The organism is Paraburkholderia sp. BL17N1, from assembly GCF_003634175.1.
Taxonomy (GTDB): Bacteria; Pseudomonadota; Gammaproteobacteria; order Burkholderiales; family Burkholderiaceae; genus Paraburkholderia.
The window spans coordinates 1,479,148-1,495,083 of record NZ_RBIW01000001.1 but is presented as its reverse complement, the minus strand read 5'-3'; the positions used below and the strand labels follow the sequence as shown (position 1 = coordinate 1,495,083).

The window sequence follows — 15,936 nt, the reverse complement described above, 5'->3', positions numbered from 1 at the left end:
GACCGAGCCTGTCAGATTTTTAGTGTGTCGAGGTCATGAGACGATAACGGAAATAACGTCCAATGACCGAAACAACAGTGACCAAGAAGAGCAAGAACCCGAAGGCGCCGAAGCTGTTCCCCGATGAGCTGATCGATCAACTGCTGGCGCAGGTGCAGAACAGGAACGCCGAGTCGGTTCTCGGGGAATCGGGCCTGGCCGGGCAACTGAAGAAGCAACTGGCTGAGCGCATGTTGGCCGCGGAGCTGACGCATCACCTGGAGAGCGAGGCGGAGCAAGGCAGCGCCGGCAACCACCGCAACGGTACGAGCCGCAAGACAGTGCTCACACCCAACGGCGAACTGACGCTGGATATCCCGCGAGACCGGCAGGCGACGTTCGAGCCGCAACTGGTCGGCAAGTACCAGCGCCGGCTGGCGGGATTCGACGACCACGTCATCAGCATGTACGCGCGCGGCATGAGCGTACGCGAGATCCAGGCTCACCTGCTGGAGCTGTATGGCCTGGAAGTGTCGCCCGATCTGATTTCCACGGTCACCGACGAGGTGCTGGCTGAGGTCGAGCAGTGGCAACAACGCCCGCTCGACGCGATGTATCCGATTGTGTATTTCGACGCACTTCGACTGAAGATCCGCGACGAGGGCACGGTCAGGAACAAGGCGGTGTACCTGGCGCTGGGCATTCGGGCTGACGGCCGCAAGGAAGTGCTGGGCTTGTGGATCGAACAAACCGAAGGCGCCAAGTTCTGGCTGAAGGTTTTCAACGAGTTGAAGAATCGCGGTTTGCACGACATCCTGATTGCGGTGGTCGACGGCCTGCGTGGGTTCCCGGAGGCCATCGAGGCGGTGTTTCCGGCCGCGCAGATCCAGACCTGCATCGTGCATCTGATCCGTAATTCGCTGAATCTGGCGAGCTGGAAGGACCGTAAGCCGCTGGCTACCGCGCTCAGGCCGATCTATCAGGCCGCCTCGGCTGAAGCGGCGGCCGCGGCGCTCGAGGCCTTTGCGCAAAGCGAATGGGGCCGCAAATTCCCTACCGTCCCGGCCATGTGGCAACGCCAATGGGAGCAGGTGATTCCCTTCTTTGCCTATCCTCACGAGGTGCGTCGAATCGTTTATACGACCAACGCCATCGAGAGCATGCACATGCAGTTGCGCAAGATCGTCAAGAATCGTGGCCACTTCCCGAGCGACGAAGCCGCCAGCAAACTGCTGTATCTGGCCTTGCGCAACATTGAAAAGGATTGGAAGATGCCGCCTATCACCTGGCGGCAAGCTGTCAATCAGTTCGCCATTCTGTTCGGTGAGCGATTCACCGCCGCCATCAGCTGAGATTTTTAACCGGCCTCAGCACACGAAATTTCTGACACCTCCGGTCGACCTCTGACCTTGGTCGGTCAGATAGCGAGAAGAGGCAGTATCCCTTAGGTACTTTTCAACTCAAGACCGGGCGTCATGCTCGACACCCGGTCTTCTATTCAGGTCTATGTCTACGCTGAGTCGGTGCCTTAACCGCCGACCGCGATGTCCGCGTCACCGCTCACCTTGGCGGAAGGCGCCCGCACCGCACGTACCAGTTCTTCGTCGGTCGGGTTGTAATACCTCATGGCCATCTGCAGGGTTTTCCATCCCAGAACCTTGGCCAGGGTCGCGGTCTCCATGCGCGGCGCCAGTTGTGAGGCGGCTTCGTGCCGCAGGTCATGAGGACGCAGTCCACTGATGCCGGCCCGCTCGCAGGCGAGCTTGAACGCCTTTCGCAAGCCGCGCGCGTCGTGAAAGGTGGTCAGCCGCCCGGACGCTCGCTGGGTAAGCTCGCGGATGGCAGCCTCAGCGCGCTCGGACAGCGGCACGGTCCGCGCATCACCATTTTTCGTTTTATAGAGCCGGATGATGCTCTTACGAAGGTCAATCTGCTCCCAACGCAGCTTCACCATTTCGCCGGAGCGCATTCCCGTTTCTATCGCGAGGATGATGCAGAGCCGCAGCGATGGCGTGCGGCTCTGGCTGGCTGCTTCCAACAGTCGGGCTTCCTCGTCGCCTTCAAGGCGGCGCTCGCGATGCTGGCCCCTGGTCGGCCACCGGACACCGGCAAGCGGACTTTCAAGCGGGATTTCCCACAGTTCCTTCGCGGTCGTGAAAACGGCGGAAATGACAACCAACTCCCGCCGGACAGTTTCGGCGCAGCAGGTCTTCAACCGCTCGTCACGATAGTTGGCGAAGTCAGTCTTGCGCAGTGTGGAGAGGAATCGTGCCGCAAGGGGATGTTTTTTCAGTGCGCGGATACGGACCAGCTCTGTTTCCCAGCCGCGCTTGTGCGGCGTTTCATCCTTTTCGTAGCGCTCGAGCAGGTCACCAAAGGTCGTGCGCTCGAGTTCGGACCGGTCAATGAATGTGCCGTTCGTCATCTGCGCTTCGACACCGGTCGCCCAGTCAAGGGCCTCTTTTTTGGTCTCGAAAGTCTTGTTTTGCGTGGGGTAGCCCTTGCGGCGAACCTGGGCCTGGAATTGATACGGACCGCGTTTGGTGATGGATGCCATCTCTGTTCCTTGAACATTGGGAACAGGGTATAGCTCGCCAGACCGTTGATGTTTGCAGCAGGACTGCAGCAAAAATGCAGCAGGAAATCTGAAAACACTGCAAACCGAGGCTTGAGCTTGAGGTAAGCCCTTGATTTTATTGGTGCGCCCGGCTGGGATCGAACCAGCAACCCCTGCCTTCGGAGGGCAGTACTCTATCCATTGAGCTACGGGCGCTTCAACAAGAATGCGCGGCACCAGAACGGATGCGACGCCAAAGCGAGACCGAAAGGATACCCGGTTTCCGCCATACCGTCCACCGGACGGCCTGAATGGCGGTCTTCGAAGTCTTTCGCACAACCCGCGCGATGCGGGTAAACGCCTGCTGAACACCGCGCCGCGCCCCTCGCCGCCGCCGAAATGTTCCGTCTATAATCGTCCGTGCCTGATTAAAGAACAAGAAGTTGCCGTCACGCTGTACCGCTCACATACCCACGGAGACGAGACAAGCATGAGCGAAGCACCACACGGAGCCCCGATCAAAACCCCCGGGCAGCTCGTCGCCGCAATCATTGCCAGTTTTGCGGTACCGATCGTCATCATCGTTCTGCTAGTGATCTACGTCGACAATTCGACGCGCACCGGCGCCGGCACCGACTCCCTCTCCGAAGCCGAGGTCACCGCCCGCATCAAGCCGTTTGCCCAGGTCGACATTCGCGACGCCAACGCGCCGCGCGTCTACAAGTCCGGCGAGGAAGTCTACAAGGCGGTGTGCTCCGCGTGTCACGCGTCGGGTGCCGCAGGCGCGCCGAAATTCACCAATACCGCCGACTGGGCACCGCGCATCGCCCAGGGCTTCGACACGCTTTTGCACACGGCGCTCTCCGGCAAAGGCGCGATGCCCCCGCGCGGCGGCACCAGTCCGGACGACTACAGCGATTTCGAAATCGCCCGCGCGGTCGCCTACATGGCCAACAATTCCGGCGGCAGTTTCCCTGAACCGGCTCAGCCGGCAGCGGGCACAGCAGCAGCGGCATCCGGTGCTGCGGCCGCGGCGCCGGCCGGCGCTTCCGGCGCGGGTGCGGCTCAGGCCGCCGCAGCGATGGCCGCCATGGCGAGCGTGCCGCAAGCGGCCGCGCCGGCAGCGGGCGGCACGCAAAGCGCCGACGCATCGCAAGCCGGCAAGGCGTTGTATCAGCAGGTTTGCCAGGCCTGCCACGCAGCCGGCGTGTTGAACGCACCGAAGTTCGGCGACAAGGATGCCTGGGCTCCCCGTCTGAAAGAGCCGATGGACACGGTCTATAACTACGCGCTGCACGGCAAGGGCGCGATGCCGCCGAAGGGCGGCTCGACAGCCTCCGACGCGGATGTGAAGGCCGCCGTCGACTACATGGTCAGCGCGGTGAAGTAACACGCTCGCGGCGTTTGCCGCAGCACAAAAAATCCCTGCACCGCGTCGCCGCGTTGCAGGGATTTTTTTGTCTCTCGGTCGGCAAACGGGCCTACGCGATCTCAACAATCTCAGCATCAGCTCAAGGCTTCTGCAACAGCGCCTTCAAACTCGCGAGCCGGTCTTTCGGCGACATCGGCGCTTCTTCGGGCGTCGGCGGCGGGGCGTCGTCGAGCAGCATTTCGGGAATGAAGCGTGACGGCTCGCACACCACCGTCTCCCGCGCGCGCTTGCGCTTCTTGCACCAGTTCAGATGCAGACTGCGCTGCGCACGCGTGATCGCCACGTACATCAGCCGGCGCTCTTCTTCGATGCGCGCGTCGTCGATCGGCTCGTCGTCCGCACCGCCGCGATGCGGCATGATGCCTTCCTCGACGCCCACCAGAAACACGTGCGGATACTCCAGACCCTTCGACGCATGCACCGTCGACAAACGCACCGCGTCGGGATCTTCCTCGCGGCCTTCGAGCATCGACATCAGCGCAACCGTCTGGATCAGCCCGAGCAGGCTCTTGCCGGTGTCGCCGAGACCGTCGGCGGTGTCGTAGCCGGTGGCTTCATCGGCCGCGGCGCCCGTGGGCTCAGCCTTGGTGCCCTTGCGCTTGAGCCATTCCATGAACTCCAGCACGTTTTGCCACTTGGACTGCGCCTGACGTTCGTCGAATGCATCGTACAGATAGGCCTCGTAGTGGATCGCGTCCATCAGTTCGTCGAGCAGCGTGCCGGCGGCGTCCTTCTCGGCTCGGTCAGTGAGACGCTGCATGAAGTCGCAGAACACGCGCATCGGTTCTATCTGCCGCGGCGACAGACGCGCCTCGATGCCGCCCATGTACACCGCCTCGAACAGCGACACTTTGGCTTGGCCCGCGAACGAGCCGAGCGCCTCGAGCGTCGTATTGCCGACGCCGCGTCGCGGCGTCGTGATCGCGCGGATGAACGCGGGGTCGTCGTTGGCGTTGGCGATCAGACGCAGATACGCGCAGATGTCCTTGATCTCGGCCTTGTCGAAGAACGATTGGCCACCGGACAACACGTACGGAATCCGCTCGCGCCGCAACACCTGTTCGAAAATGCGCGCCTGAAAATTGCCGCGATACAGGATCGCGTAGTCGCGGAAATTCGCGCGCCGCTCGAACTTGTGCGCCGACAGGCGGAACACCACGGACTCGGCCTCGTGCTCTTCGTCGTTACACGGCGTGACGGTGATCGTGTCGCCCATGCCGTGTTCGGACCACAGCTTCTTTTCGAACAGCTTCGGATTGTTCGCGATGACGTTGTTCGCGGCGGTCAGAATGCGGACCGTCGAGCGGTAGTTCTGCTCCAGCTTGATCAGATGCAGCTTCGGAAAATCTTTGCTCAGCTGGCCGAGATTTTCGAGCGTCGCGCCGCGCCAGCCGTAGATCGCCTGATCGTCGTCGCCCACCGCCGTGAACGCCGCGCGCTTGCCGGCCAGCAGCTTCACCAATTCGTACTGGCAGGCGTTGGTGTCCTGATACTCGTCGATCAGCAGATAGCGCAGCTTGTTCTGCCAGCGGTCGCGCACCTGCTCGTTCTTTTCGAAGAGTTCGGCGGGCAGACGGATGAGGTCGTCGAAATCGACTGCCTGATACGCATGGAGCGTCGCCACGTAATTGCGGTAGACGATCGCGGCCTGATGTTCATCCTCGTTCGCGGCGATCGCGATCGCCTGCTCCGGCATGATCATGCCGTTCTTCCACAACGAGATGATCGACTGGATCTTGCGGATGAAGCCCTTGTCCGTCGAGCCGACCTGCTCCTGGATCATGCCGAAGCAGTCGTCGGAATCCATGATCGAGAACTGCGGCTTCAGGCCGACGTGTTCCGCTTCCTGCCGCAGAATCTGCACGCCGAGCGAGTGGAAGGTGCAGACCGTCAACTGGTTGACGGGCACTTTGCGGCCTTCCTTGCCGGGCGTGGTGAGCGTCTTGCCTTCGAGCAGCTTGCTCACGCGCTCGCGCATTTCCAACGCGGCCTTGTTCGTGAACGTGACGGCAGCGATGTGGCGCGGCTCGAAGCCCTTGGCCTCGATCAGGTGCGCGATCTTCTGCGTGATCACGCGCGTCTTGCCGCTACCTGCGCCGGCGAGCACGAGACACGGACCGTCGAGATAACGGACCGCTTCATTTTGAGCGGGGTTCAGGCCTGCGGACATCGTCAGTGGATGGGTGTTGCGGTTGAAAGCAGCGGTTGAGGGCGTGGCGGCGTATTCGCCGGCCGGAGGCCCGGGGGCATGCTGCGCGGCCCCGGCGGCTGGAGCGGGCGCACCGCGCGGTGCGCCGGTATTCCGGCCCGCTGCGGTTCGCGCGAGAGGAGCGATGTTAACACGATTGTGCTGACGGATAGCGGCGACACACGCTCACGACGACGCTGACGGTCCACCGCCAGGACATGCCACAATTGCGGTGTTGCGCGCCGTCGCCGCGGTGGCAAAGCGGCGCGCCGTTTTTGCAGGAAGACACGCATGTCCGCATCGCTGAAGATTGGATTGATGGGTTACGGTTTCGCCGGCGCGACCTTTCATGCGCCGGTGATCGAGCACTGCGGCCGCGCGAGCGTCGCGGCCATTGCCACGAGCCAGCCCGAGCGCGCGCTCACCGACTATCCGCACACGAAGGTGGTCGCCGACCTCGACGCGCTGCTGGCGCTGGATGAACTCGACTGCATCGTGATCGCCACGCCGAACGACACGCACTTCGACCTGGCACGCCGCACGCTGGAAGCGGGCAAGCACGTGGTGGTGGATAAACCGGTCACGTTGAACGCCGCCGACGCGCACACGCTGGCCAACATCGCGCTCGCCCGAGGCAAACTCTTCATGCCGTTTCACAACCGTCGCTGGGACGGCGATTTTCTGACCGTGCGCGATCTGCTGGCGAGCGGCGAGTTGGGACGGATCACGCAATACGAATCGCACTTCGACCGTTTCCGGCCGGAGGTGCGGCAGCGCTGGCGCGAGGAAGCGTCGCGAGGCGGCGGCTTGCTGCTGGACCTCGGACCACATCTGATCGACCAGGCGCTGGCGCTGTTCGGCACGCCGCAAACCGTGTCGGCAACGGTGCGCGCTCATCGTGACGACGCCGGCGCGCCCGACTACGTGCACATCCAGCTCGGCTACGGTGAATTCGAAGTGGTGCTGCACGCGAGCGCGCTGACGGCGCTGGTCGCGCCGCGCTTCACCCTCCACGGCACACGCGGCAGCTATATGAAATACGGGCTGGACACGCAGGAAGATCAGTTGAAGGCGGGCCTGCGTCCGGGCGACGATGGCTTCGGCGCCGGCAACGCCCCGGGTGTGGTGCGCGTCGTGGAAGGTGATCAGGAAGTCGAGCGGGAGTGGCCGACGCGCAATGGCGATTACGCCGGGTTTTATGTCGCGGTGGCCGACGCGATCCAGAACGGCGTGAAATTCCCGGTGAGCGCGCAGGACGCCGTCGACGTCATGACGGTTATCGAGCTCGCCGGCCGAAGCTCGGAAGAAGGCGCCCGGCTGCCGTTCGAGCGGATTCGCTGACGGTTTGGTCCGCACGGCGAGACGGCTTGTGTACCTAAAACAGCACTCGCCGTGCACACGGCGCAGGCCAAAAACGCTGACAAGCCCGAAAGGAACATAACGTTACAAATCGGGCCGCGCGGCAGGTCAGCGCGGCCCGGTAGTCATCCGTTGCTACCAGGGTAGCACCACAAAACGACAATGACTTCCGGAGTGTCCATGCCCCGTACTATCCGCGCGCTCGCCGCTTGCGCCTTGCTCAGTTCCCTCGCCGCCTGTGTGGTGGCGCCTCAACCCCAGCCGGCGCCTCGCCCCAACCCGCAACAGATCGCGGATCAGCGCCTGCATCAGGTCGAAGGCCGCATCGACAACCTCAGCCGCCGGATCGACAACCGCGTGAATCAGGGCTATTACCCGCCGCCACAAGGCGCAGCGCTGCACCATCGCCTCGACGTGATCCGTCAGGAAGCGCACGACATGGCCGCGCAACACGGCGGCGGCCTGTCGGGCGACGAACAGCGCGTCTTGAATCAGGAACTGGACAACGCGGCACACGCTATCGGCGAGTAATCGCGCCAGAATCAATTTCGGCTTCAACGCCGAAGCAGCACGAGCGCGGGCATCACGTCCCGCGCTTTTTTTGACAAGCGCGCAGACGCTCCGTCAACCGCCGCGCGGTTCTCGGGCCTTTATTTGACAAGCCCCCGGCCCTCGCGTACATTCGCCGCACGCGTCGGGAGAGCGTGCTGGCCGCAGAAAACCGCAGGCCGCGCCGCCGAAGGGGCACACCCGCAAACTCTCAGGCAAAAGGACCGACCGCGTCGAAGAACCCGCTCTCAGGCAATATCGGGCACCGGTTTTTCGCACTCTGGAGAGCGGCAGTAGCCGTGCGCATCGCGCGTCGTAAGTGCGAGCGGATCTGGCAAGCTGCCCACCGAAGGGGCGCGCGTTTCACCGTGACACGTCAACGTGACCACGGCAACGCAATCTCTCAGGTATCGAGGACAGAGGGGCCATGCAACGCATCGCTCGCAGCTAAAAGGCCGCGAGGCGTAGCGCCCATGGCCTTTTTTGTTTCGCGAGACGCCCGAGGCCCCATGACCGAACTCAAACACACCCCGCTCAACGCCACCCATCGTGCGCTCAATGCCCGCATGGTCGATTTCGGCGGCTGGGACATGCCTGTCAACTACGGCTCGCAGATCGACGAACACCGCGCCGTGCGCACCGACGCCGGCATGTTCGACGTCTCGCACATGTGTGTCGTCGATTTCACCGGCGAGCGCGTGCGCGCATTCTTCGAGTATGCGCTGGCGAACAACGTCGCCAAGCTGCAAACGCCGGGCCGCGCGCTGTACTCCTGCCTGCTGAACCCGAACGGCGGCGTGATCGACGACCTGATCGTCTATTACTTCGGCGAAGATCATTTCCGCGTGGTCGTCAATGCCGGCACCGCCGATAAAGACATCGCCTGGTTCGGCCAACTCAACGCCGAAGGCAGCTTCGGCCTGACCATCACGCCGCGCCGCGATTATGCGATCGTCGCCGTGCAAGGCCCGAATGCGCGCGAAAAAGTATGGCAAACCGTGCCGGCCGCACGCGCCGCCACCGAAGCGCTCAAGCCCTTCAACGCCGCCCGCGTCGAAGACACGCCGTTCGGCGAATTGACCGTGGCCCGCACCGGCTACACCGGCGAAGACGGCTTCGAAATCATTGTCCCCGCGGATCACGTCGAAGCGCTGTGGAACGCATTGCAAGCCCAGGGCGTGCGCCCGGCCGGTCTCGGCGCGCGCGACACGCTGCGGCTCGAAGCCGGCATGAACCTGTACGGCCAGGACATGGACGACAACGTCTCGCCGCTCGACGCCGGCCTCGCCTGGACCGTCGACCTCACCTCGCCGCGCGACTTCGTCGGCAAGGGCAAGCTGGAAGCGGACGGTTCGCAGGCTGCGTTCGTCGGCTTGATTCTGCTGAAGGAAAACGGCAAGGCGGCGGGCGTGCTGCGTGCTCATCAAAAAGTCGTCACGCCGCAGGGCGAAGGCGAAATCACCAGCGGTACGTTTTCCCCGACCATGCAGGAATCCATCGCCTTTGCGCGTGTGCCGAAAGGCGTGCAGCCGGGCGACACCGTTCACGTTCAGATTCGTGACAAGAACGTACCTGCAAGCGTGGTAAAACTGCCGTTCGTGCGCAATGGCAAAGTGCTCGCGGTTTAAGCAAACCTGCGCGCGCGTCTACTTCCCAAGTTACAAGCGAATCACACCGCATAGGAGCATCCGATGAGCATCCCGGCCGATCTGAAATACACCGAATCGCACGAGTGGGTCCGCACCGAGGCGGACGGCACGCTGACGGTCGGCATCACCGACCACGCGCAGGAAGCGCTCGGCGACATCGTCTTCTTCGAAGTCCAGGAACTGGGCAAAACCGTCACCGCCGGCGACACGGTCGCTGTCATCGAATCGGTGAAAGCCGCTTCCGATATCTACGCGCCGGTTTCGGGCGAGATCATCGAAGCGAACACCGCCGTGGCCGACACGCCTGATTCGGTCAATTCCACACCGTACGAAAGCTGGCTCTTCAAGATCAAGCCGGCTGCGGACGCGACGCAAGACCGTCTGATCGACGCCGACGCGTACAGCAAGTCAATCGGCGCCTGATTCACCTTTACGTTTAACCCGACAGGTGCGGCGCGTCCTTTTTCGAATACCGAAGGACACCGCACCGCCAGGAACACCCATGAAGCTCGAACACCCGGATCGTCTGATGAACCGCACTCCTCTCTCGCTCGCCGCGCTCGAAGTGCATGACGCCTTCGCCGAACGGCATATCGGCCCGGACGCGGCCGACCAGCACGCGATGCTCGAAGCCCTCGGCTTCGCGTCGCGCGCCGCGCTGATCGACGCCGTCATTCCGAAGACGATCCGCCGCACCGAAACGCTGCCGCTCGGCCCCTTCGCGCAGCCGAAGAGCGAAGCCGAAGCGCTCGCCGCGCTGCGCGAACTCGCGGACAAGAACCAGGTGTTCCGCTCATACATCGGGCAAGGCTATTACAACGCGCACACGCCGACGGTGATCCTGCGTAACGTGCTGGAAAATCCGGCGTGGTACACCGCGTACACGCCATATCAGCCGGAAATTTCGCAAGGCCGTCTGGAGGCGCTGCTGAACTTCCAGCAGATGATCGTCGACCTGACGGGTCTGGCGATCTCGAATGCATCGCTGCTCGACGAAGCCACGGCTGCGGCTGAAGCGATGACGCTGCTGCAACGCATCGGCAAGCCGAAGTCGAACGTGTTCTACGTGGCCGACGACGTGCTGCCGCAAACCATCGAAGTGGTAAAGACGCGCGCCACGCCGGTCGGCATCGAAGTGAAAGTGGGCCCGGCTGCGGAAGCCGCGGATGCGAATGCGTTCGGCGTGCTGCTGCAATATCCGGGCGTGAACGGCGACGTGCGCGACTACCGCGCCCTCACCGAAGCGATCCACGCAGCGGGCGGCCACGTGGTGGTCGCCGCCGACCTGCTCGCGCTGACCGTCCTCACGCCGCCGGGCGAATGGGGCGCGGACGTGGCCGTCGGCAATACGCAGCGTTTCGGCGTACCGGTCGGCTTCGGTGGCCCGCATGCGGCTTACCTCGCCGTGCGTGACGAATTCAAGCGCCAGATGCCGGGCCGCCTCGTCGGCGTGACCGTCGACGCGCAAGGCAACCCCGCGCTGCGTCTCGCGCTGCAAACGCGCGAACAACATATCCGCCGCGAGAAGGCGACTTCGAACGTGTGTACCGCGCAAGCGCTGCTCGCGATCATGGCCAGCATGTACGCCGTTTATCACGGCCCGCACGGTTTGAAGACGATCGCATTGCGCGTGAACCGCATCGCCGCGTTGCTGGCGGAAGGCGCGAAGCAACTCGGCTACTCGCTCGCTAACGAAACGTTCTTCGACACGCTCACGTTCGAATCCGGCGCACGCACGCAAGCGCTGCACGAGGCCGCGCAAGCGAAACGCATCAACCTGCGCCGCGTGAGCGATACGCAAGTCGGCCTGTCGATCGACGAAACCACTACGCGCCGCGATCTGGCGGATCTGCTCGAAGTATTCGCGCAAGCCGCCGGCGCGAAAGACGTCCCGCAAGTCGACACGCTCGACTCGGCAATGGCTGCGTCGAATACCGCATCGCTGCCGGCCGCGCTTGAGCGCACGAGCGCCTACCTCACGCACCACGTGTTCAACCGTCATCATTCGGAAACGGAAATGCTGCGTTATCTGCGCAGCCTGTCGGACAAGGACCTCGCGCTCGACCGTTCGATGATTCCGCTGGGTTCGTGCACGATGAAGCTGAACGCGACCTCGGAAATGCTGCCGGTTACATGGCCTGAATTCGGCCAGATCCATCCGTTCGCACCGGCTGAGCAAACTGTCGGCTACCGCGAAATGATCGATCAGCTCGAAGAGATGCTGGTCGCGGCCACCGGCTACGCTGCCGTGTCGCTGCAACCGAACGCCGGCTCGCAAGGCGAGTACGCGGGCCTGCTGATCATCCACGCGTATCACGCGTCGCGCGGCGAAGCGCATCGCAACGTCTGCCTGATTCCGGCTTCGGCGCACGGCACGAACCCGGCGTCGGCGCAGATGGCCGGCATGCAGGTCGTCGTGGTGGCCTGCGACGCGCAAGGCAATGTCGATATCGAAGACCTGAAGAAGAAAGCCGATCAGCACGCCGACAAACTCGCGGCGATCATGATCACGTATCCGTCCACGCACGGCGTGTTCGAGCAGAACGTGCGCGAAATCTGCGAGATCGTGCACGCGCACGGCGGTCAGGTGTATGTGGACGGCGCGAACATGAACGCGATGGTCGGACTGACCGCGCCGGGCCAGTTCGGCGGCGACGTGTCGCACCTGAATCTGCACAAGACCTTCTGCATTCCGCATGGCGGCGGCGGACCGGGCGTCGGTCCGGTTGCGGTCGGCGCGCATCTCGCGCAGTTCCTGCCGAACCAGATTTCGTCGGGTTATGAGCGCGCGCCGAACGGCATTGGCGCGGTATCGGGCGCTCCGTACGGCTCGGCGTCGATCTTGCCGATTTCGTGGATGTACATCGCAATGATGGGCGCGAAGAACCTCACCGCCGCGACCGAAATCGCGATCCTCAACGCGAACTACGTGGCGAAGAAACTCGCGCCGCACTATCCGGTACTCTATTCGGGCCCGGGCGGCCTGGTCGCGCACGAGTGCATTCTCGATCTGCGTCCGATCAAGGAAACCAGCGGCATCACCGTCGACGACGTCGCCAAGCGTCTCGCCGACTACGGCTTCCACGCGCCGACCATGAGCTTCCCGGTGCCGGGCACGCTGATGGTCGAGCCGACCGAATCGGAATCGAAGGAAGAACTCGACCGTTTCATCGAAGCGATGATTGCGATTCGCGAGGAAATCCGTGCCGTCGAAGAAGGCCGCTCGGATCGCGAGGACAACCCGCTGAAGCATGCGCCGCACACGGCAGCGGTGGTGATCGCGAATGACTGGAAGCACGCGTATGCGCGCGAAACCGCGGCGTATCCGCTGCCCACGCTGATCGCGAAGAAGTACTGGCCGCCGGTCGGCCGCGCGGACAACGTGTACGGCGATCGCAACCTGTTCTGCTCCTGCGTGCCGATCGCCGACTACGAGTAAGCGGGATTGCCAATGCGCATCGCCCGTCGTCTCGAAAAAGAGGCGGCGAGGCGATGCGTGGTTCCGCTCTGAGGTTCTCTGTCGTTCGTGGCCGCAAACGGCTAACATCACACACCGAATCAGCCTAACGAGGAGTTTCGCATGGCGCGAAAGGTGCGATTGATGCAAAGCCGGACCGAAGCAACGCGAGCGCCGAATTGGCGGCAAGCCTGCACGTTGCTGTTGGCTGGCGCAGCCGTGCTGCTGCCGCTGCGGCAAGCGCAGGCCGCGATGAATTTTTGCGCGGCGCCCGCGCTGCAAACCAGCGAACGCACGAACGCCGATCCCGGTGTGAAAGCGCTGGTGAGCAACGTGCAGGCCCATCTGAACGACCAGCCGCATGCGCTGGCGAAACTGCATACCGAAGGCACGCTGCCGCACGAGGGCATCTACGACCAGAGCGTCGAGGCGGAGAAAGATCTCGATCTGTTGCGCGACGCCGCGCTCGCCTGGCGCGCCACCAGCGACGACCGCTATCTCAAGCTCGTCGACCGCTTGCTGTACGCCTGGGTCACGACCTATCAACCGAGCTTCAATCCGATCGACGAAACCCGTTTCGAAGGACTGATTCTCGCGTACGACATGACGGCGAGCGCGTTGCCGGTGAAAACGCGCAATGCGTCGATGGCGTTCCTGACGAAACTCGCGAACGGCTACATCGGGCAAATCGACGCGCAGCCGCGCCCGCTCAAAGGAACGTTCAGGAACAACTGGCAGAGCCATCGGATCAAACTGATTGCCATGGCCGCGTTCACGCTCGACAACCGCAAGATGATCAATGCGGCCCAGCGTCTGTTCGTCGAGCATATCGGCGACAACATCGAGCCGGATGGTTCGACAGTCGATTTCAACGAACGCGACGCGCTGCATTACGTCACCTACGACTTGCAGCCGCTCGTGACAGCCGCGCTCGCCGCGCGTCGCCATAACCGCAACTGGTTGCCGGAGAAGGGCGCGGACGGCGCGTCGTTGCAAGCCGCGCTCAACTGGCTGGCGCCGTATGCGGCCGGCAGCAAGACGCATGAAGAATTCGTGCATTCGAGCGTTCCGTTCGATGCAAAACGTCGCGAGGCCGGCTTGCCCGGCTATTCGGGTCAGTGGGATCCGAAGAACGCGACGGAACTGTTTCACCTGGCGGCGCGCCTCGACGGGCGCTATACGCCGATCGCGCTACAGCTCGCACCGACGCCGCCCGCGTGGCTCGCCGTGTGTTTGCCGCTGCCGGCGCGGTAAATCAACTTTATCCATAGCAGGGAGCAGTAAATGGCAGTCAGCGTCTTCGACCTCTTCAAAATCGGCATTGGTCCGTCCAGTTCGCATACGGTCGGGCCGATGCGCGCGGCGCTGATGTTCGCTCAAGGGCTCGAACGCGATGGGCTGCTCGCCGCGACCGCCTCGGTGAAAGTGGAGTTGTACGGCTCGCTCGGCGCGACGGGCAAAGGGCACGGTACCGATCGCGGCGTCATGCTCGGCCTGATGGGCGACGCGCCCGATACCGTGGACCCGGACACGATAGCGCAGCGGCTCGAGGCAGTGCGCGTGTCCCGCAAGCTGGCGCTGCTCGGCACGCACGAGGTGCCGTTCGTGCAGAAGGATCACATTGCGTTTTATCGTCAGGCGCTGCCCGAGCATCCGAATGGTCTGAAGCTGCGTGCGCTCGACGCGCAAGGCGAGACATTGCGCGAGTCGACGTATCTCTCGGTGGGCGGCGGTTTCGTGGTGACGGCTGGCGCGCCGAATACGAAAGTCCTGGCCGCGGTCGATCAACTGCCGTACTCGTTTCGCAGCGGCAACGAGTTGCTCGCGCTGTGCGAATCGACCGGTAAGAGCATTGCCCAGTTGATGTGGGAAAACGAGCGCGTCTGGCATACGGAAGAAGAGACGCGCGCGGGCCTGCTGAAGATCTGGGACGTGATGCAATCGTGTGTATCGCGGGGTTGCGGCATCAACAATCCGGATGCCGACGGTAACTTGCCCGGTCCATTCCAGGTGAAACGGCGCGCGCCGCAGCTGTATCGCGCGCTGTCGGGCAATCCGGAGCTGGCGTTACGCGATCCACTGTCGATGATCGACTGGATCAATCTCTACGCGATCGCCGTCAACGAAGAAAATGCCGCCGGCGGACGTGTGGTGACTGCGCCGACCAACGGCGCGGCCGGCATCATTCCGGCCGTGCTGCATTACTACACGCGCTTCATGCCGGGTTCGAATCAGCAAGGCGTGATCGACTTCCTGATGACCGCCGCGGCGATCGGCATTCTGTACAAGCTGAACGCGTCGATTTCGGGCGCCGAAGTGGGCTGTCAGGGCGAAGTGGGCGTCGCCTGCTCGATGGCTGCGGGCGCACTCGCCGCAGTCATGGGCGGCACCCCGAAGCAGGTCGAAAACGCCGCGGAAATCGGCATGGAGCACAACCTCGGGCTGACGTGCGATCCGGTCGGCGGCATGGTGCAGATTCCGTGTATCGAGCGCAACGCGATGGCATCGGTGAAAGCAGTCAACGCCGCCCGCATGGCCTTGCGCGGCGACGGCAGTCACTACGTGTCGCTCGATTCGGTGATCAAGACCATGCGCGAGACCGGCGCGGATATGAAAACCAAATACAAGGAAACGTCGCGGGGCGGGTTGGCGGTGAATATCGTCGAGTGTTGAGGGCGGCGCTTCCTTGCCTCGATGCGGATGACGACGCGGGCTATGGCCCGCGTTTTTATTTGCGCGTCGCTTCTTCGTGTTCGTGCATCACGT

At 63.2% G+C, this 15,936-nt stretch carries 11 protein-coding genes, 1 tRNA gene and 2 riboswitches; of the genes, 9 read left to right on the top strand and 3 right to left on the bottom strand.

Annotated elements, in window-relative coordinates:
• Nucleotides 1-62 precede the first annotated feature (62 nt).
• Entirely contained in the window at nucleotides 63-1,331 is a 1,269-nt protein-coding gene (locus B0G82_RS06475; RefSeq protein WP_121306985.1) for an IS256 family transposase, read from the top strand.
• 176 nt (nucleotides 1,332-1,507) lie between these two features.
• Here B0G82_RS06475 and B0G82_RS06470 read toward each other — a convergent pair whose 3' ends face one another.
• Nucleotides 1,508-2,536, bottom strand: coding sequence for a site-specific integrase (locus B0G82_RS06470; RefSeq protein WP_121306984.1), 1,029 nt, complete (start codon nucleotides 2,534-2,536; stop codon nucleotides 1,508-1,510).
• 140 nt (nucleotides 2,537-2,676) lie between these two features.
• Nucleotides 2,677-2,752: transfer RNA gene (locus B0G82_RS06465), tRNA-Arg, on the bottom strand.
• Between the two features lie 274 nt (nucleotides 2,753-3,026).
• Here B0G82_RS06465 and B0G82_RS06460 point away from each other — a divergent pair.
• Entirely contained in the window at nucleotides 3,027-3,926 is a 900-nt protein-coding gene (locus B0G82_RS06460; protein WP_121306983.1) for a c-type cytochrome, read from the top strand.
• 121 nt (nucleotides 3,927-4,047) lie between these two features.
• On the opposite strand, the gene B0G82_RS06455 is transcribed toward B0G82_RS06460, so the two are convergent.
• The gene (locus B0G82_RS06455) at nucleotides 4,048-6,138 is read right to left on the bottom strand and encodes a UvrD-helicase domain-containing protein (RefSeq protein WP_121306982.1); all 2,091 of its coding nucleotides are present in this window, start codon (nucleotides 6,136-6,138) and stop codon (nucleotides 4,048-4,050) included.
• A gap of 309 nt (nucleotides 6,139-6,447) precedes the next feature.
• Here B0G82_RS06455 and B0G82_RS06450 point away from each other — a divergent pair, with 309 nt between their 5' ends.
• The 7 genes from B0G82_RS06450 (at nucleotide 6,448) to B0G82_RS06420 (ending at nucleotide 15,843) form a co-directional block, all read left to right on the top strand.
• Nucleotides 6,448-7,497 carry an oxidoreductase gene (locus B0G82_RS06450; protein ID WP_121306981.1) on the top strand — a complete coding sequence of 350 codons (1,050 nt, stop codon included), beginning with the start codon at nucleotides 6,448-6,450 and terminating at the stop codon, nucleotides 7,495-7,497.
• A gap of 198 nt (nucleotides 7,498-7,695) precedes the next feature.
• Entirely contained in the window at nucleotides 7,696-8,046 is a 351-nt protein-coding gene (locus B0G82_RS06445; protein WP_106284746.1) for a hypothetical protein, read from the top strand.
• Between the two features lie 154 nt (nucleotides 8,047-8,200).
• Nucleotides 8,201-8,302, top strand: a riboswitch (glycine riboswitch).
• A 32-nt stretch (nucleotides 8,303-8,334) separates the two neighbouring features.
• Nucleotides 8,335-8,494, top strand: a riboswitch (glycine riboswitch).
• 79 nt (nucleotides 8,495-8,573) lie between these two features.
• On the top strand, nucleotides 8,574-9,692 hold the full coding sequence (gcvT, locus tag B0G82_RS06440) for a glycine cleavage system aminomethyltransferase GcvT (protein ID WP_121306980.1): 1,119 nt from the start codon (nucleotides 8,574-8,576) through the stop codon (nucleotides 9,690-9,692).
• Nucleotides 9,693-9,755: 63 nt separating this feature from the next.
• A complete protein-coding gene (gene gcvH, locus B0G82_RS06435) occupies nucleotides 9,756-10,136 on the top strand; it encodes a glycine cleavage system protein GcvH (protein WP_116143596.1) in 381 nt (126 codons plus the stop codon).
• Between the two features lie 79 nt (nucleotides 10,137-10,215).
• Entirely contained in the window at nucleotides 10,216-13,152 is a 2,937-nt protein-coding gene (gcvP, locus tag B0G82_RS06430; protein WP_121306979.1) for an aminomethyl-transferring glycine dehydrogenase, read from the top strand.
• 141 nt (nucleotides 13,153-13,293) lie between these two features.
• Complete coding sequence (locus tag B0G82_RS06425; RefSeq protein WP_116118551.1) at nucleotides 13,294-14,424, top strand: alginate lyase family protein; 1,131 nt, start codon at nucleotides 13,294-13,296, stop codon at nucleotides 14,422-14,424.
• 30 nt (nucleotides 14,425-14,454) lie between these two features.
• The gene (locus B0G82_RS06420) at nucleotides 14,455-15,843 is read left to right on the top strand and encodes an L-serine ammonia-lyase (protein ID WP_121306978.1); all 1,389 of its coding nucleotides are present in this window, start codon (nucleotides 14,455-14,457) and stop codon (nucleotides 15,841-15,843) included.
• The last annotated feature ends 93 nt before the right edge of the window (nucleotides 15,844-15,936 follow it).